The 17287-nt window shown below is 63.3% G+C and carries 17 protein-coding genes and 1 pseudogene; 12 read left to right on the forward strand and 6 right to left on the reverse strand.

Going from position 1 to position 17287, the window contains the following annotated elements:
- Together C446_RS02650 and C446_RS02655 are read left to right on the forward strand one after the other, a co-directional pair.
- Nucleotides 1-819 (forward strand): FAD-dependent oxidoreductase (locus C446_RS02650; protein WP_006671511.1); only part of this gene is annotated, 819 nt, incomplete at its 5' end.
- A gap of 364 nt (nucleotides 820-1183) precedes the next feature.
- A complete protein-coding gene (locus C446_RS02655; protein WP_006671512.1) occupies nucleotides 1184-3067 on the forward strand; it encodes a glycoside hydrolase family 15 protein in 1884 nt (627 codons plus the stop codon).
- A 30-nt stretch (nucleotides 3068-3097) separates the two neighbouring features.
- Here C446_RS02655 and msrA read toward each other — a convergent pair whose 3' ends face one another.
- Together msrA and C446_RS02665 are read right to left on the reverse strand one after the other, a co-directional pair.
- The gene (gene msrA, locus C446_RS02660) at nucleotides 3098-3631 is read right to left on the reverse strand and encodes a peptide-methionine (S)-S-oxide reductase MsrA (RefSeq protein WP_006671513.1); all 534 of its coding nucleotides are present in this window, start codon (nucleotides 3629-3631) and stop codon (nucleotides 3098-3100) included.
- Nucleotides 3632-3941: 310 nt separating this feature from the next.
- Entirely contained in the window at nucleotides 3942-4616 is a 675-nt protein-coding gene (locus C446_RS02665) for a 2,5-diamino-6-(ribosylamino)-4(3H)-pyrimidinone 5'-phosphate reductase (RefSeq protein WP_006671514.1), read from the reverse strand.
- 85 nt (nucleotides 4617-4701) lie between these two features.
- Here C446_RS02665 and udk point away from each other — a divergent pair, with 85 nt between their 5' ends.
- Nucleotides 4702-5451: a uridine kinase gene (udk, locus tag C446_RS02670; protein WP_006671515.1), complete on the forward strand. Its 750-nt coding sequence runs from the start codon at nucleotides 4702-4704 to the stop codon at nucleotides 5449-5451.
- Nucleotides 5452-5512: 61 nt separating this feature from the next.
- On the opposite strand, the gene C446_RS02675 is transcribed toward udk, so the two are convergent.
- From C446_RS02675 to C446_RS02685, 3 genes are all read right to left on the reverse strand, one after another.
- The gene (locus C446_RS02675) at nucleotides 5513-6544 is read right to left on the reverse strand and encodes a DMT family transporter (RefSeq protein ID WP_049919992.1); all 1032 of its coding nucleotides are present in this window, start codon (nucleotides 6542-6544) and stop codon (nucleotides 5513-5515) included.
- A gap of 132 nt (nucleotides 6545-6676) precedes the next feature.
- Nucleotides 6677-7174: an SRPBCC family protein gene (locus C446_RS02680; RefSeq protein ID WP_006671517.1), complete on the reverse strand. Its 498-nt coding sequence runs from the start codon at nucleotides 7172-7174 to the stop codon at nucleotides 6677-6679.
- Nucleotides 7175-7327: 153 nt separating this feature from the next.
- Nucleotides 7328-8323, reverse strand: a complete 996-nt coding sequence (locus C446_RS02685; RefSeq protein WP_006671518.1) for a phosphate uptake regulator PhoU — start codon at nucleotides 8321-8323, stop codon at nucleotides 7328-7330.
- 209 nt (nucleotides 8324-8532) lie between these two features.
- Between C446_RS02685 and C446_RS02690 the strand changes: the two genes are divergently transcribed.
- The 8 genes and pseudogenes from C446_RS02690 to C446_RS02725 all read left to right on the forward strand — a co-directional run bounded on the left by C446_RS02690 (nucleotide 8533) and on the right by C446_RS02725 (nucleotide 15137).
- Complete coding sequence (locus tag C446_RS02690; protein ID WP_006671519.1) at nucleotides 8533-8886, forward strand: hypothetical protein; 354 nt, start codon at nucleotides 8533-8535, stop codon at nucleotides 8884-8886.
- 298 nt (nucleotides 8887-9184) lie between these two features.
- Nucleotides 9185-10117, forward strand: a pseudogene (locus C446_RS20360) (PstS family phosphate ABC transporter substrate-binding protein).
- A 22-nt stretch (nucleotides 10118-10139) separates the two neighbouring features.
- On the forward strand, nucleotides 10140-11216 hold the full coding sequence (pstC, locus tag C446_RS02700; RefSeq protein ID WP_006671520.1) for a phosphate ABC transporter permease subunit PstC: 1077 nt from the start codon (nucleotides 10140-10142) through the stop codon (nucleotides 11214-11216).
- A complete protein-coding gene (gene pstA, locus C446_RS02705) occupies nucleotides 11213-12133 on the forward strand; it encodes a phosphate ABC transporter permease PstA (protein ID WP_006671521.1) in 921 nt (306 codons plus the stop codon). The genes pstC and pstA overlap by 4 nt, the downstream gene beginning before the upstream one ends.
- Nucleotides 12126-13013: a phosphate ABC transporter ATP-binding protein PstB gene (gene pstB, locus C446_RS02710; RefSeq protein WP_006671522.1), complete on the forward strand. Its 888-nt coding sequence runs from the start codon at nucleotides 12126-12128 to the stop codon at nucleotides 13011-13013. Before pstA ends, pstB begins: the two co-directional genes overlap by 8 nt.
- 2 nt (nucleotides 13014-13015) lie before the next feature.
- Nucleotides 13016-13675 (forward strand): phosphate signaling complex protein PhoU, encoded by a 660-nt coding sequence (gene phoU, locus C446_RS02715; protein ID WP_006671523.1) that lies wholly within the window; start codon nucleotides 13016-13018, stop codon nucleotides 13673-13675.
- Nucleotides 13675-14709, forward strand: coding sequence for a phosphate signaling complex PhoU family protein (locus C446_RS02720; protein WP_006671524.1), 1035 nt, complete (start codon nucleotides 13675-13677; stop codon nucleotides 14707-14709). Before phoU ends, C446_RS02720 begins: the two co-directional genes overlap by 1 nt.
- The gene (locus C446_RS02725; protein ID WP_049919993.1) at nucleotides 14706-15137 is read left to right on the forward strand and encodes an arsenate-mycothiol transferase ArsC; all 432 of its coding nucleotides are present in this window, start codon (nucleotides 14706-14708) and stop codon (nucleotides 15135-15137) included. The genes C446_RS02720 and C446_RS02725 overlap by 4 nt, the downstream gene beginning before the upstream one ends.
- Nucleotides 15138-15181: 44 nt before the next feature.
- On the opposite strand, the gene C446_RS02730 is transcribed toward C446_RS02725, so the two are convergent.
- A complete protein-coding gene (locus tag C446_RS02730; RefSeq protein WP_049919994.1) occupies nucleotides 15182-15868 on the reverse strand; it encodes a WD40 repeat domain-containing protein in 687 nt (228 codons plus the stop codon).
- A 226-nt stretch (nucleotides 15869-16094) separates the two neighbouring features.
- Between C446_RS02730 and phnD the strand changes: the two genes are divergently transcribed.
- On the forward strand, nucleotides 16095-17279 hold the full coding sequence (phnD, locus tag C446_RS02735) for a phosphate/phosphite/phosphonate ABC transporter substrate-binding protein (protein ID WP_006671527.1): 1185 nt from the start codon (nucleotides 16095-16097) through the stop codon (nucleotides 17277-17279).
- Nucleotides 17280-17287 lie beyond the last annotated feature (8 nt).

Consider the following 17287-nt stretch of genomic DNA (forward strand, 5'->3'; position numbering starts at 1 on the left):
GATCGCGTGCTGACGGGGTTCAGTGAGGCGACGAGCGTGGCCGTCGCGGACCACCTCCGCGAGCAAGACGTCGTCTTGCACCTCGATGCAGGCGTCGAGCGACTCGAGGGCGACGCGGGAGAGGTCGAAACGATCGTCAGTACCGACGAGCGGGTCAACGTCGACATGGTACTGCTCGGGACCGGCGTCCGGCCCCGGACGGCACTCGCGGAGGACGCCGGGATCGAACTCGGCCCAACGGGTGCGATCGCGACCGACGCCTACCGCGAAACCAACGTCCCGGCCGTCTACGCAGCGGGGGACTGTGCCGAGGCCACGCACGTCGTCACCGGGGAGCCGGACTACGTGCCGCTGGCGCTGACGGCAAACCGCCACGGCCGTGCAGTCGGGCAGACCGTTACGGGGACGCCGACCGAGGGCGGCGGCGTCGCCGGGACGGCTGCGGTCAAGGCCTTCGAAGTCGAAGCCGCACGGACCGGCGTCATCGACCACGAGACGGCCCGCGATGCCGGGTTCGATCCCGTCACCGAGACCGTCACGGCGAAATCACGAGCGGGGTACTACCCGGAGGGCGGCGACGTGACGATCACCATAACCGCCGACCGCGACAGCGGACGGGTGCTGGGCGCGAGCCTCGTCAGCGAGTACGGCGAGGGGGCGGTCCACCGCAGTCACGCGGTCGTCAGCGCACTCGAGGAGAGGGCGACGGTCTTCGATCTCGAGAATTACGACCTCGCCTACGCGCCGCCGTTCAACACGACGTGGGACCCCGTGCTGGTCGCGGCGAAGGTGCTCGGAGGGAAACTCCGGGACTCGTAGTATTCGGTTGTCCGGGGCTCCTCGAAAGGCCAGGAGCGCCTGAGACAGCTCTCGAGGAAGGGGCCAGTGGTGGGCACGGGACCGAACCGTTCAGGCGACCCCGAGGTCGTGTTCGTCGACGACTTCCCTGTGGAACGGCTGCTGTTCGGACAGCTATCGTACTCCATTCACCGACTCTCGCCGTGACGGCAAACGCCAGCGGCGCAACATCCGCCTGGTTGCCGGTCGCCGGCGGTCGTGGTTCGTATGAGGCTTCGGCTTTTTGCCACTGGTTCCCGTACGAGCGGTATGTCCGTCGCTCCGGCGTACGACGTGTTCGAATCTACCGGATGCACCGGCCAGATCGCAAGCGCGGGTGGTCGGGATGGCTGACCTCGCCGACTCCGGCACGTCCGCACACGCGTATCCGCCGATTGAGGAGTACGGCGTCGTGGGCAACCTCGAGACCTGCGCGCTGGTCGGGCCGAACGGCTCGATAGACTGGTTTCCGTTCCCCCACCTCGAGTCGTCGACTCTCTTCGCGGCGATCCTCGATGCTGACCGTGGCGGTCAGTTCCGGCTCGCTCCGACAGCGGAGTTCGAGACGGATCGCCGATACGTCGACGACACGAACGTCCTCGAGACGAAGTTCCGTACCGACGACGGGACGGCGACGGTGACCGACTTCATGCCGCCTGTGGATCGGACCGACCACCCGAGGGAGGTTCTCTACCGCAAGGTTTCCTGTTCGCGAGGGACAGTCGACTTCGATGTCGAGTTCGAGCCGACGTTCGACTACGGTCGTGCGGAGGCGAACGTCGAGTCGGTCGACGAGGGTGTCCTCGCCGAAGCCGACGGCGAACGGGTTCTGCTCGAGACACCGATCGACGTCGAGATCACAGGCGACCGTCTCGTCGGCGATCTCACGCTCGAGGCCGGGGACGAGGCGTGGTTCCTGCTTCGGTGTGCGGCCACTGAGAACGCAACCACCGATCCCGAGGCGGCTCTCGAGGAGACGAAAGCTTACTGGAGCGACTGGGGACATAGCTGTGACGCGGGCGACGACTGCGCTTTCGAGGGGCCGTGGCACGACTACGTCGTCCGCTCCCAACTCGTCCTCAAGCTCCTCACACACGCCGAATCGGGCGCGATCGCCGCCGCGCCGACGGCCTCGCTCCCCGAGGAGATCGGCGGAATCCGGAACTGGGATTACCGGTACAACTGGCTGCGCGACGCCGGCTTCACGGTACAGGCCTTGTTGAATCTCGGTACCGGCGACGAGGCCACCGACTACTTCGACTGGTTCATGGACCTCTGTCAGGCCGCCGATCCCGAGGCGATCCAGCCGCTGTATGGACTTCACGGCGAGTCCGATCTCGATGAACGCGAACTCGACCACTTCGAGGGGTATCGGGGCTCTAGCCCGGTCCGGATCGGTAACGAGGCTGCCGAACAGCTCCAGCACGATATCTACGGGGAGCTGTTGCTCGCCGTCGACGAGATGTGCAGACACGGCCGAGCGTTGACCGACGGCGAGTGGGCACGAATCCGAGCGATCGTCGAGTACGTGCGTGACATCTGGGAGGAGCCGGACGCTGGTATCTGGGAAGTTCGTGGTGGCGATCGCCACTTCGTCCATTCGAAAGTGCTGTGCTGGGCCGCGCTCGATCGCGGCCTCGCGATCGCACACCACGGGGACCACGAGGGACCGCTCCAAGAGTGGCAGGCGACTCGAGAACGGGTCCGTGCGGACGTGCTCGAGCACGGGTACGACGAGGATCGCGAGACGTTCGTCCAGGCGTACGAGACGGACGCGCTGGACGCGACGGCGCTTTTGCTCCCCGTTCTCGGTTTCCTCCCGTTCGACGACGACCGCATCCAGGGAACGATCGGCTCGATCGAGACGCAACTCGTCGAGGACGACGTCTTCGTCAGGCGGTACGACGGCGACGACGGACTCCCGGGCGAGGAGGGGTCGTTCGTGCTCTGTTCGTGCTGGCTCGTCGATGCCCTCGCGCTCTCGGGTCGGGTCGACGACGCACAGTCCCGTTTCGAGAACCTGCTCGAGTACCTGAACCCGCTGGGGCTGATGGCAGAGGAGATCGACCCGGAGAGCGGTGCACACCTCGGAAACTATCCGCAGGCGTTCAGCCACATCGGGATCGTCAACAGCGCTCTGTACCTGGGATACGCGAACGGAAACGAGACGCCGGGACCGCCACCGATGGGGGTCCGACTCGGCGAGCCGAACGTCGATCTCGGCGAGTGAGATACAGACGGCACAGCCCGAACTGCCGCGTCAGTCGTCGGCCGACGGCGTCGTCTCGAACTTCTCGCGGACCTTCTCGACTTTCGGTGCCGCGTGCATCGTACAGTAGGCGTCGTTGGGGTTCTTCTCGAAGTAGTTCTGGTGGTACTCTTCGGCCTCGTAGAAGGTATCGAGCGGCTCGATTTCCGTCACGATCCCCTCGTAGAGCCCTTCCGCCTCGAGTTCGTCGGCGAACGCTCGAGCGATCTCGAGTTGGTCGTCGTCGTGGGCGTAGATCGCCGAGCGGTACTGTGAGCCGACGTCCGGCCCCTCACGGTCTTTCGTCGTCGGATCGTGAATCGTAAAGAAGACTTCGAGCAGGTCCTCGTAGGCCACGACAGCGGGCTCGTACTCGAGTTGGACGACCTCCGTGTGGCCCGTCTCGCCGGAACAGACCTCCTCGTAGGTCGGGTCCGCAGTGTGACCGCCCGCGTAGCCGGAGGTGACCGATTCGACGCCCTCGAGTTCCTCGAAGGCCGCCTCGACACACCAGAAGCAACCGCCGCCGAACGTCGCGCGTTCCATACGCGACCGGACGGGCCACGAAAAGAAAGATGTGACGGGCTCACGTCCATCCCAAGGGGATGGGGGCAGTCGCCCACGACATTGTTTGTCGACGACGTGTGGTCGTGAATCGACGCTCGTCTCTTGCACTCGGCAGTACTGTCGGCGTCTCCGACTGTGTCGGGTTCGTCGATCAACCAGTCAACACGAAGTCGATCGTGACTTCGGCGTCGTCGCCAACGGTAACGACGCAAGCAGAACGATCGGTTTCACGGGGGTCTGTCTGTCCGAAACCAGTTCCTGGAGCGTCGCTCGCTCTTCGAAACCAACCTCACTGCCCCTCGTCGACCCTCCACGTCAGCAGGACCCCGTCGTCGATCCGTTCGACCCCCTCGAGTGCGAGCGTCGGGAACTCCTCGACGAACCCCTCGCCGTCGGCCAGCGTCGGTGCGTCGCGGCCGCCGATCACCGTCGGGCCGACGAACGCGCGGAGTTCGTCGACCAGGCCGACCTCGAACAGCGAGAAGATGAGTTCGCCGCCGCCCTCGACCATGATCCGCTCGAGTCCGTCCGCCTGTAACGTCGCGAACGCCCGCAGGAGGTCGACGCGTCCGTCTCCCGCAGTCACGAGTTGGGTATCGGGTCGGTCGGCGAGTTCCATCCGCCGGTCGACCGGCGCGGATTCGCTCACACAGACGTACGTCGTCGCCGCGTCGTCGACGATCTCGGCGTCAGGGGGTGTTCGGGCCTTCGAATCGACGACGACCCGTGCCGGGTTCTCTGGTTCGCCGCCTTCCCGGCGTCGCTTCCGTCGGTCGGCGTCTTTGACGGTAAGACTGGGATCGTCGGCGAGGACGGTGCCGACGCCGACGACGATCGCGTCGCTGTCGGCACGGAGTCGATCGACCCGATCGAAGTCGTCCTCGCCGCTGATCGCGAGCTGTTCGCGGCGTCTCGAGGAGAGCTTTCCGTCCGCGCTGATGGCGGCGTTGACGACGACGTGCATGGGGGATATGGTCCGCGAATCGTAAAGAAGCCAGCGTCTGCTCGGTATCAGGGGATTGATTACCGCCGATCCCCACCCTCGAGTGATGAGTATCCCGTCGTTCGTCATCGGGATCGCCGGGGGCACAGGGGCGGGCAAGACCACCGTCGCGCGGACGCTCGCCGAGGAGGTCGGCGAACCCGTCACGCGCATCCCGCTCGACAACTACTACGAGGACCTCTCTCACCTCGAGTACGAGGAACGCGCGGAGGTCAACTACGACCACCCCTCCGCGTTCGAGTGGGAACTGCTCCGCGAGCAACTGGATACCTTGCTCATGGGCCAGCCGGTCGAGATGCCCCAGTACGATTTCGAGATTCACAATCGCAAGGACAAGCGCACGACCGTCGAACCGACGGACGTGATCGTCGTCGAGGGGATCTTCTCGCTGTACGACGAGGAGATACTCGATATGCTCGATCTGCGGATCTACGTGATGACCGACGCCGACGTTCGCATTCTCCGCCGGATCGAGCGCGACGTCGTCGATCGGGGCCGCGACCTCGAGGGCGTCATGGACCAGTACCTCGAGACGGTCAAACCGATGCACGAGCAGTTCGTCGAACCGACGAAAAAGAACGCGGACGTGATTATTCCCGAGGGAGCGAACCGCTCGGCCCTCGAGTTGCTCCTCGAGAAGATCGATTCCGAGCTGACCGACGATACCGGAGAACGTGATATAGAGGAGCGAGAGCCGGACCTCGAGTTCGATCGGGGACTAGATCGGGATCGGGACCGGAATCGAGACGACGACCGTGACGACGATGCGGTCATCGACGGCTCGTCGGCACGCTGACGCTTGCACACGCTCGTTTCTCTCCGCTCTTCTATATCTCTCCGTCGGCCTCCCTTTGAGGTCAGGTCTCCGGTTCTGGGTCCGACTTCGACTCGGCCTCGGACTCTGACTCGGATTCAGACTCGGATTCAGACTCGAGTTCGGGCTCGGACTCCGGATCGGCTCCCTTCCGTCGCTCACGTTCGATCGTCGTCACGTAGATACCCACGAGCACCACGACACCGCCGACCACCGTAATCGCGTCGGGTACCTCCGCGAGCAGGACGAGCGCGAGGATCGTCGCCCCCACCGGCTCGCCGAGCCAGGCGACGCTGACCACGACCGACTCGAGGTGTTTCAGCGTCCAGTTGACGATCGTGTGACCGAGCACGCCCGGGCCGACGGCCATCCCGAGGAACAACAGCCACTCTCGGGGCGGATAGGCGACGAACTCGTGGCCCTGCGCGCCGACGAGTACGGCAAGCGTCGCCGCACAGGCAGTGTAGACCACGGTAACGTAGGGAAACAGCGAGACGCGCTGACGGATCGACCGGCCCGCGAGCACGTAGGCTGCGACCGTCACAGCCCCGAGCAGTGCCAGGGCGTTACCGTACATCGTCGCGTCCGAAATCGGTGCCTCGCCGGCGTCGCCCAGCGACATCGCGGCGGCACCGACCATCGCGACGAGGATACCGACCACCGTCTCCCGGGAGACCCGCTCCCCAAGTACGAGCGCAGCCCCGATGGCGACGAAGATCGGCTGGGTCTGGACGAGAGTCACGCTCGCGGCGACGCTCGTGTGGTTCAGACTCTCGAACCAGGCCGCGAAGTGGACCGCGAGTGCGACCCCGGCGACGACGGCGAAGCCGAAGTCCGCCGCCGAGAGCCGGGCGAACTCCTCGCGATACCACAGGAACGCGGCGGGCGCGACCATCGCCGTCGTAAACAGCACCCGATAGAACGCCGCCACCGAACTTGGCGCAGTACTCCAGCGAACCAGGATCGCGCTCGTACTCGCCGCGAACACGGCGAATGCGAGCGCGACGTACGGCGTCACCTCGAGGTTAGGGTCCTGATCGGACGCGGACGCGAGCCCGAACCCGAACGCGAGCACGGTGGGGAGCGAAGCCACGGACGGTACGGACAACTCGAGCGGGCGGTGAAACGCTTTCCGAAAGCGGCAGCCGGCCGTCGACAGCGGATGGTCCAGGATGTACGGAACGACGGTCGTCCGCCCTCGAGACGGTCAGACGACGCCGCCCTCGAGTTGGGTTTTCGTCCGCTGATGGCGTTCCCGGAACATCGCCTCGAATCCCACGGTAGAGAACGGTGACGCGGCCTCGCCCAACGCGCCCATCGGCAGTTCGTACTCGACGCGGTCCCGGACGATCGTTCGGTCACCGTCGGCGTAGAAGGCGTGAGTGTGTTCCCAGCTATCGAACGCGAACGGGCCGTGGACCATCTCGTCGCGGAAGTACGCCGAGCCGTCCCGCCGCTCGCGGTCGGTGATGACCGACGTCCAGTGCTGTCGTGGCCCGATTCCGAACGGACGGATCGACAGCGAAATCTCCGCACCCTCCTCGAGCGTTTCGGGGTCGGCTTCGCCGTCGGGGCCCATAGCGGCCTCGACGCGGAGGCCCATCCAGTCGGGGGTTAGTGCCTCGAGCCCCTCGGCTCGGGAGTGAAAGTCCCACACCTCCTCGAGGGGTGCCTGGACCGTCGTCCGGCGCTCGTAGGTCGGCATATCGGCCCGTACGACGAGAGTGCGTAAAACGTCGGGGCCTACACCGTCGAAGGGCCGGACACCGATGGACGGGACTCTCCCTGCGGTGCTCGTCGCGATCGCCGATAAAAAAGAGACGCCTACGTTCCCGACGAGACTCGCCGGCGGCTCCTGTCAGGGACGGGGAGCAGCCTGCTGTAGTGCCGTTTCGGCGACGTTGCCACCGTAGTCCGCGCTCCGGGAGAGTGAGTCCAGGATCAGACCGAGTGACTGGGCCCGGACGGTGTCGAGTTCGCGAAGCATGTCGTCGATGTGGCGCGTGTGCTCGTCGATCTCGAGCACCGACTCGAGTGCGTCGTGGCCCAGTTCCGTCGCCTCGTTGCTGTCTTCGGCAAACAGCGCGTCCATCGACGTTTCGAGGATGTCGGCTGCGTCGGCGTGCAAGTCGAGCAACGCCTCTGCGACCTCCTCGGGAACCCCCTCGAGATCGAGTGCGAGTTGGCTGATCTTGACGGCGTGGTCGGCCACCCGCTCGAGTTGGCGAGCGCTCGAGTGGTACTCGAAACAGTCCTCTCGGGACACGCCGAGCTCCTCCGTGGCACCGGGGGACCGGAGCGTCGCGCGGAATATCCGTGAGACGACGAGCCACAGGCGGTCGATATCGTCGTCCCGGGCGATGACGTCCCGGGCGATATCGTCGTCGTTCTCGACCAGTGCCGTAACTGCATCCTCGAGCATCGAAGTCGCGATCAGCCGCATCCGGGTGACGGCGTTGACGATCGACAGCTCCGAGGAGTCGAGCAGGTCCTGTACCACGACGTGGTCGGTTCCTTCCTCGACGACTTCGACGCCGATGAGGCCCTGTACGGCACTGCGGATCGCTCGTCGTTGGTCAGTCGTGATGTGGCCCGCCTCGAGGCGGATAACGTCGAATCCACTGACATACATCGTGAAGACAGCCCGAACGAGTTCTGCATCCTCGAGGGTCGCCACCTCGAGTGTTCCTTCCTGGTGATCGACGTCGGTTTGGGGTGTTACGAGAAGTGTCTCGTCGTCGGCGTATAGTTCGACTGTATCGCCGCTGCCGATTTCGTTTTCGGTCGCCCACGTTTTCGGAAGTGAAACGGTGTACGTCGAGCCGCCGGTCACCTGGACTTTCCGCGTCTCCATGGTACGAGTTGCTGATAGGGGGACCATAAATCTGCCTCTGTCTATAGAGACGATCAATATCTGGCTTTAGAGCGATTGATACTTGGATATAGGCACATATACCGGAACAGACTACTCGACCGATCTACCGATTACTACTGTGTAGTAGGTAGGACTATATATTTATTTGAGATGGGAACCGTTTTACTCACCCAGTCGGATGATGGGGTATGGCCGACGAGTCTTCGACCGGGCCGATGCGGCTACGAACGTCGGGTGTGGGAGTCGTCGGCGGCGGCGTTCTCCTCGCCGTAGCGGCTGTGGTCGTCCCGTTTTGGCTCGCCGCAACACTCGTGATTGTTTCCGGCGGCATCTGGATGGTGGTCGGTGAGGGGACCGATGCGTTCCAGGGGTCAGTCGGCATTCTCGCCGTCGGCGTTATCGGGCTCTTGGAAGCGCTTCCCGGAATCGGTCTGGGGCTCGATCCGGTGGCGTTCGCGGCGCTTGCAATCACCCTCGGGTGTTTCGACGTGATCGCAGGACTGGTGCTCGGTCGCTTCTCGAACGGTATCGACGGTTCGTGAGCCGTCCCATACACGATATTCGAAGCCATCCTCGAGACGCCGACGGACTCACTACGATCGATAGTCGTCGTACTTCAGCCTATGTTCGGCTATAGAGTCGTTCGTACCGGAAAGAACGCCTTCAGAGAGTAGTATATAATACTGTATCTGAGTATATAGCTATTAGAACAGTTTTTATGTTCATCCACGGAAGCGTCGGCCGATGGCACCAAGCCAGAATTCGCTGGGACGCGGACTGAGTCGACGATCGGCGATCGCATCTATCGGAAGTATCGGCGCGCTGGCGCTGGCCGGTTGCATGGGCGGAGACGAGGATGGACTCTCCGGGACGATCCAGGCCTCCGGTTCGAACACCGTGGCACCGATCACACAGGTAGCCGCCGAGGACTTCGAGGCGGAGTTCTCCGGTGTCGGCGTCAACGTCGAACCGGAGGGGACTGGAGCCGGTTTCCAGGAGTTTTGTCGTGCGAACTCGGCATTCCAGAGTGCGAGCCGTGAGATCACCGACGAAGAGATCGATCTCTGTGACGGGAACGATGTCGAGTACAGCCACTACACGGTCGGCCAGGATACGCTCGCGGTCGGCATCAACGAGGACAACGACTGATGTGAGCAGATCACCCTGGACGAACTTCGGGAAATCTGGGAGTTCCAATCCGACGTTCAGCAGTGGAGCGACGTTCGTGACGAGTGGCCGGACGAAGACATCGCACTCCACGGACGCGACTCCGCCTCCGGCACGTTCGATTACTTCACCGAGAACATCAACGGCGAAATGGGGGATATTCGGGACGACTACTCCCCGACGAGCCAGACCGACGAGATATGGGACGCGGTCGCGGACAACGAGTACGCCCTCGGCTGGGGTGGCGTCGGCCACCTCCGAAGCCTCCAGGAGCAGGGTGGCACTCTGAAAACCGTCGAGGTAGAGAGCGACACCGACGGGGAGTTCTACCCACCAGAAGAGCAGTACATCGAGGGAGGCGAGTACTCCCCCCTCGCTCGGCCGCTGTTCTTCTACTTCAACCACGCCGAACTCGAGGAGCGACCGGACCTGATCGCGTCGTTTGCCCGCTTCTACATCAACAACCAGCACGAGTTCGCCACGACGGTCGACTTCTACCGAGCGACCGACCAGGACATCGTCGACAACCACGACCAACTCGACAGCGTGCTCGAGGAGATCGGCGAAGACCCCGACGAGATCACGGTCGAGCGACAGGACCCCTGAGCCGACTGACGCTTACGTACCCATGAGTACCGAACCACAATCGGGACCGGGAATCTCGGGCGACGACAGCCTCGAGGCTGCCCACGAACGGAACCGGCGGATTCGTCGGCTCCTTTTCGGCTGTGCGGCAGTCACCGTCGTGACGACGGTCGCCATCTTCCTGGTCCTGTTCGACAACGCGGCGAGTTACTTCTTCGGTGCCCGGATCAGCGAGATGCTCTTTGCGGGCGAAGCCGTCGAACGGACGGTCTCGTTCGTCGAGTTCTTCACCGGGACCCGGTGGGCACCCGCTCATGCCACGCCTGCACACGGCGTCTTACCCATCGTCTGGGGGACGCTCGCGATCACGATCGGTGCCGGGCTGGTCTCGATTCCCATCGGAACCGCGACGGCACTGTACCTCTCCGAGTATGCTTCGACCGGAACGCGAAACAAGCTCAAGCCGATCCTCGAGGTGCTCGCCGGTATCCCGACGATCGTCTACGGTTACTTCGCGATTTCGTTCGTTACGCCCATACTGGTCGACGGGATTGCGACAGACATCCTGAACCCGATCGGTTCGGGACTCGACTCGATCAGTCACCTCGCACCGGTCCTTCTCGAGCCGGTTTCGGCCTGGATGCTGGGGGCTAGCGTCGGCCGATACAGCATGCTTGCCGGGATCGTCGTCGTCGGCACGATGACGATTCCGATGGTGTCGTCGATCAGCGAAGACGCGATGCAGGCAGTGCCTGACGATCTCAGAAACGGGGCGTATGCCCTCGGGGCGACGAAGTATCAGGTGTCGACCCGAATCGTCCTTCCAGCGGCAGTTTCGGGGATCTTCGCGTCGTACATCCTCGCGCTCTCGCGGGCGATCGGGGAAACGATGGCCGTCACGCTCGCCGCTGGGTTCAACCCGACCCTCACGGTGAACCCCTTCGACGAAATTATGACGATGACTGCCTATCTGGTCTCGATGGCCCGCGGGACGTCCGCGGTCGGGACCGTGGAGTACCAGAGCCTGTTCGCGGTCGGCCTGCTGTTGTTCCTGCTGACGCTTACGATGAACTTGCTCAACGACCGATTGAAACAGCGATTCCAGGAGGAGTACCGATGAGTACGAAACGCGAATCGAACTTCCTCGCTGACGTCGACCTGACGCGCGAAAAGCTGGTCAACCGGCTGTTCTACGGTACGCTCGTCGTCGCATCGGTGTTCGGACTCGTCATGCTGGTGCTGTTGATCGCGGACGTGCTCTGGGAGGCCACCCAGGCGCTGTCGACGTTCGACATCGACATCGGCAACTTCCTCACGGGCACGTCTTCCTCCCGTGCGGAACAGGCGGGATTTGGGGCATCGATACTCGCCTCGCTCTGGCTGATGGCGCTGACGGCCGTGCTGGCGTTCTTCATCGCCGTCGGCTGTGCGGTCTACCTCGTCGAGTACGCCCCGGAAAACCGCACCACCCGGCTGATCGAGGCAAACCTCGCAAACCTCGCTGGCGTCCCGTCGATCGTCTACGGCCTGCTCGTTCTGGCGTTGATCGTCAACGACGCCGGGCTCGGGTCGGTCATCCTCGCGGGAGCGATCGCCCTCGCGCTGTTGATCGTCCCGATCATCATCGTCGCCACGATCGAGTCGATCAGGGCCGTGCCAAGCAGCGTCCGCGACGGCTCCTACGCCATGGGCGCGACGAAGTGGCAGACGATCCGCCGCGTAGTCCTCCCACAGGCGATGCCCGGTATCCTCACTGGAACGATTCTGGCGCTCGCCCGCGCCATCGGCGAGACGGCCCCGCTGATTATGGTCGGGACGATGCTGCACGCAACGCGGTACCCGTCGGGGCCACTCTCGTCGTTCAGTGCGATGCCGACCCAGATATACAACTGGACCTACCAGGCCGATCGGATGTTCAACGGGCTGGCGGCACTCGGCATCGTCGTCTTACTGTTGTTCCTGGTCGCGATGTACGCCCTCGCGGGCTACCTGCGGAACCGATACGAAACCGACGACGGCTCGATCAGCAATGTCTAGCAACACCACGAACGAACGGACGACTGGCGAATCGACGAGCGAAACGGAGGGCCTGTCGGACGACACGATCATCGAGACCGACATCAGCGTCGGCCCGGACTCGAGCCGTACCACTGGACGACCCAACACGATCGTCAGCGCGGACAGTTTGGACGTCTACTACGGCGACGACCGGGCACTCTCGGATGTCACGATCGAGATACCCGAACACCGCGTGACGGCGATGATCGGTCCCTCGGGCTGTGGGAAGTCGACGTTCCTGCGCTCGATCAACCGGATGAACGACCGGATTCCGAGTGCACACGTCGACGGTGCCCTCTCTTTCCGCGGGAAGAACGTCTACGACGAGGACGTCGATCCCGTCGCCTTGCGCCGGAAGATCGGCCAGGTGTTCCAGTCGCCGAACCCGTTCCCGAAGTCGATCTACGACAACGTCGCCTATGGCCTTCGCGTCCAGGGAAAAGCCGACGACGTTGACCTCGACGATGCAGTCGAACGCGCACTTCGCGGGGCCGCGCTGTGGGACGAAGTAAAAGATCAGCTCGACGAATCGGGACTCGACCTCTCGGGTGGCCAGCAACAGCGCCTCTGCATCGCTCGCGCCATCGCGACTGATCCGGAAGTCATCCTGATGGACGAACCGACCTCTGCACTCGACCCCGTCGCCGCCTCGAAGATCGAGGACCTCATCGACGAACTCGTCGAGAAGTATACGGTCATCATCGTCACCCACAACATGCAACAGGCAGCCCGTATCTCCGACAAAACGGCCGTCTTCCTCACCGGCGGCGAACTCGTCGAGTTCGACGACACCGCGAGAATCTTCGAGAACCCCGACGACGACCGCGTCGAGGACTACATCACCGGCAAGTTTGGATAACCATGTCAAGAAACGCCTACCAGGAGCAACTCTACGAACTGCGAGAGGACGTTCTCGAGATGAGCGACGTCGTCTGTCAACGGTTTCGGCGCGCACTCGAGGCCTACGAGACGGGCGACGAGGCGCTCGCCGAGAGCGTGATCGAGGGGGACCACGAAATCAATCAGTTGTACCTCGACCTCGAGGGCGACTGCGTCGAGTTGCTCGCGCTTCAGCAACCGGTCGCGGGCGACTTGCGATTCGTCGCCTCGTCGTTCAAGATCATCACGGACCTCGAACGGGTCGGCGACCTCGCCGTGAACCTCGCGGCGTACGCGACACAGTCCGGCCGCGAGCGCTACTCGGAGGTCGATGTCGTCCACATCGGCACCGAGACGGTCCTGCTGCTCGAGGCTGCGATGGAGGCGTACGCGACGGACGACGCCGAGGCGACACACGAGATCGCTGCAACGGACGACGAGATCGATGCTCACTGTGAACGAGCCAGCCGGACCGTCGTCCGGGAGCTGCTGGCGGCCGATCCCTCGGACGAGCAACTGCTCGAGGACGTCTCGCGGATGCTGCTGACGATTCGCGATCTGGAACGGGTCGGCGACCACGCGGTCAACGTCGCTGCACGAACGCTGTATATGGTCGACAACGACGAGACACTCCTCTACTGATGAGACACCAAGCGCTAACGAACGGTTCCGACGGCCCTGTCGAACGGACGGTCCAGCTAGTTGGTGACTCGACGTTCGCCGTTTCACTGCCGAAATCGTGGGCAGTCGAGCAGGACCTCGAGCCGGGGATGTCGATGTACCTCTATCCCCACGAAGATCGACTGGTCGCTGCGCCCGATACCGCCTCCACCCAGGACCGGACCGTGACGATCGACGCGAGCACCGTGACTGACGAGGTCGTGTTGTGCCGGATCGACGCTGCGTACGAGGCTGGCTTCGACCGAATCACGGTTACGAACCTCGAGGGGACTGATTCGGGGTGTAGACGTGCTATCGAACGGACGACGAGCCGACGTATCGGGCTCACCGTCCAGGAAGCGAGCGGTGAGTGTCTGACGATCGCGAACGTGCTGGCTGCCAGTGACGTGTCGCTCCCGCAAACGATCGCCCAGGAACGGCAACTCCTCGCCGAAATGTATACCGACGCGATCACAGCTCTCGTAACCGGCGACGAAGAGCTCGCCGAACGTGTGATCGCCCGCGACGACGACATCGATCGCCTGTCTACGTTCGTTTCCCGAGGGTTTCACCGTGGTCTCGAAAACGTACACGAGATAGAACAACTCGGTACCGACCGGGTCGCGGCGTTCCGCGAGTACCGAGTTGCCCAGAGTCTGGAGCGAATCGCTGACCACGCGGCACGTATCGCGACGATCGCGACACGACAAACAGCGCCCCCCGACGGACCGGTTGCCGATCGCCTCGAGCCGATCGCTGCTGCCGTCCGTGAGGTCCTCGAGTCGGCGCTCGAGGGAGACGCCGAGACAGCGTACGAGAGGGCAGGCGCTGTCGAACAGCGCCTAGACGAGTTCGATCAGTATCTCTACGACGGGGCAGAGACAAATGCGTACCAGTACGGTGTGGTTATCGGGCGACTACGACAAACGACGACGGACGGTCGTCTGATCGCCGACACGATGACCGAAGCGATGTTCACCGACCGAGACACGATCAACCGACGATCACAGCCATGAATCCAACGACACTCAGTTTCGTTTGCGTGCAAAACGCTGGCCGGAGTCAGATGGCGACCGCGTTCGCTGAACGGGAACGGTCGAAACGGGGGCTCGAAGACGACGTTCGTATCCGGACAGGTGGGACTGATCCCGCTAACAGCGTTCACGACGTCGTACTGACGGCAATGAACGAGGTTGGGGCCGATCTCTCCGACCGGCAGCCGCGAGAAATCACACCCGAGGGGATCGAAACCAGTGATATCGTCATCACGATGGGATGCTCTGCCGATGGCATCTGTCCTGCTACCTGGCGCGGCGATGCCCGGGACTGGGAGCTGACCGATCCACACGGCCGGTCGCTCGCGGCGGTTCGCGAACTCCGCGATGAGATTCGTACTCGTGTCGAAGCGTTGTTCGACGAACTCGAGGCACAGGCCGGAACGTAAATCCGAAACGGAGCGGTCGAGAGGGCTTCTCCATCGAGACGGTATCAGGAGCGAAGCGTCTCGAACGCCGATTCGACCCGGTCCCGTAGTGGTCTCGTCGCCTGATACCGGTCGCAACCCCAGACGATGTCGCCGTCGGCATCGATTCCGAAATAGGGTTCCTTGCCCGACCCAATCCCGACGTAGAGATATCGATCGTCGCCGTGGAACCCGAGGACGCGGGGTGTGCGTCCGCGTACTGCGTGCGTGGCTCGTAGCTCACTCGAGAACACGTCGAGCAGAGACACCGTCGACGCCGGCGGCCGGGTGGCAATCGCGACCAAGTCACCGTCTGGACGAATCGCGGGGCGACCCAGCGTCGTGTCGAATCGCCGTGAGAACACCGGTTCACCCGAGCCGAACACCTCGAGTGTCGACCCGATCTCCGTCGAGTCGGTGCCGCTGACGACGGCGACCGTGCCGTCGTCGGCGATCGCGCCGTTGGTGGGACGAGTAATCGGTCGGTCGTCGACGATCCGTCCGTTCTGGATTCGAAACAGACGGGACTCGGAACCGCTCGTAGGACGACCGAACGCGAGCGTCCAGGTGCCATTCGGCGATTCAACGGTTCGACAGTAGTACTCCTGCCCGTCGACTTGCCGGGTCTCGTCGATCGGCTCATTCGGCACTGCCGAGGGATCGAAGCCCGGTGGCTCGGCAGGGCCGTGTCGAAAGAGCTGATTCCGAATCACGAACGGGCCTCCGGCGTGTAGGCTCTTGAACGCGAGTATTTGGGGTGTGTACGCGAGTGGATCGCTCCCTGAGGGTCCGTCGACGTACCGAGCAGTACGTAGCGGGACGGAGCCGACTGTGTATTTGGTGTGTCTCCCTCACTCCCGTTGCCGGTACGTTCAGTTCCCTGTCCGTACATATAAGAAATATAAGGAGTATTTGTCGAGGCCTTTCGATCCATGAGTGATGGCAGACAGACACGCGACTCAGGGCGGACGGTCCTCGAGACGAACTTTCGTACTGGCGACCGGCACAATCGGCACGTCGCTTCTCGCCGGCTGTCTGGACGGGGACGACGGTGGAGGGCAGGCCGGGGCTGGTCTCGGCGGTGACAGCGGCAGTGATAGCGGCGAACCGCGAGACCCGATGCTCTCGACGGACTTCGACCCGGAGAGCCCGGACTGGGAGAACAACAACTACCTCGGGGGGCTCATCGACGAGAACGACTTCGTTCGTGGGACCGAGTTCGACCTCGAGAACATGGGTGACCGTGGCCGTACCGAGGCCGTCTACGGTACTGAACCGCGCGACCACCCGGACGATCCGTCGGCGTGGATCGACCCGGACCCGATCGTGTACGCTGACCTACCCCGGGAAGACAGCGAACAGGCCTACGCCGATCAGCTGGAGCCGATGATCGAGAAACTCGAGGCAGAAACGGGTCGAAGCGTCGAGTTTCAGACGATCGAGAGTTATGCGGCGGTCGTCGAGGGGATGCGCTCCGAGCGAATCCACATCGCGAACTTCGCGACCGGCAACACGCCGTTCGGCGTGAACATGGCCGGGATGGTGCCCCTGGCGATGGGGATCGAAGGGGACGGCGAGTTCGGGTACCGACTGCTGGCGATCACTCGCGCGGGGCTGGACGACATACAGAGCGTCGAGGACTTCAACGACTTCCGGGCCGCACATACCGAAGAGTCGTCGAACTCGGGGAACCAGGCTCCGTCCGCGCTGTTCGACGAACACTTCGGGCTCACCAGAGGCGAGAACTACGACCCCGAGATGTCGGGCGGACACGAACAGTCCGCTCGTGGAATCGCGTACGGGGACTACGACTGTGGCCCGATCTGTAGTACGTGTATCGAACGGACCATCGACGCGGTCGACGACATTAGCTGGGACGACTTCAAAGTCGTCTGGGCAGCCGACCCATTCCCGTCGGGCCCGGTTGGGTACCGGTACAACCTCCACGAAGAGATCATCGAGGGCGCTCGAGAGACCTTCCTGAACACGGACTGGCCGGGAACCGTCTTCGGTGAAGAGGCGGGCTATCCGACCTACGTGGAGGTCGACTACGTGAATCACTGGCACGACGTGATGCTCAATCAACAGTACAACGGGGTCGAGTACGACGAAGCGAACCTCTAGGTCACACG

It is taken from the genome of Halobiforma nitratireducens JCM 10879 (assembly GCF_000337895.1).
Classification (GTDB): Archaea; Halobacteriota; Halobacteria; order Halobacteriales; family Natrialbaceae; genus Natronobacterium; species Natronobacterium nitratireducens.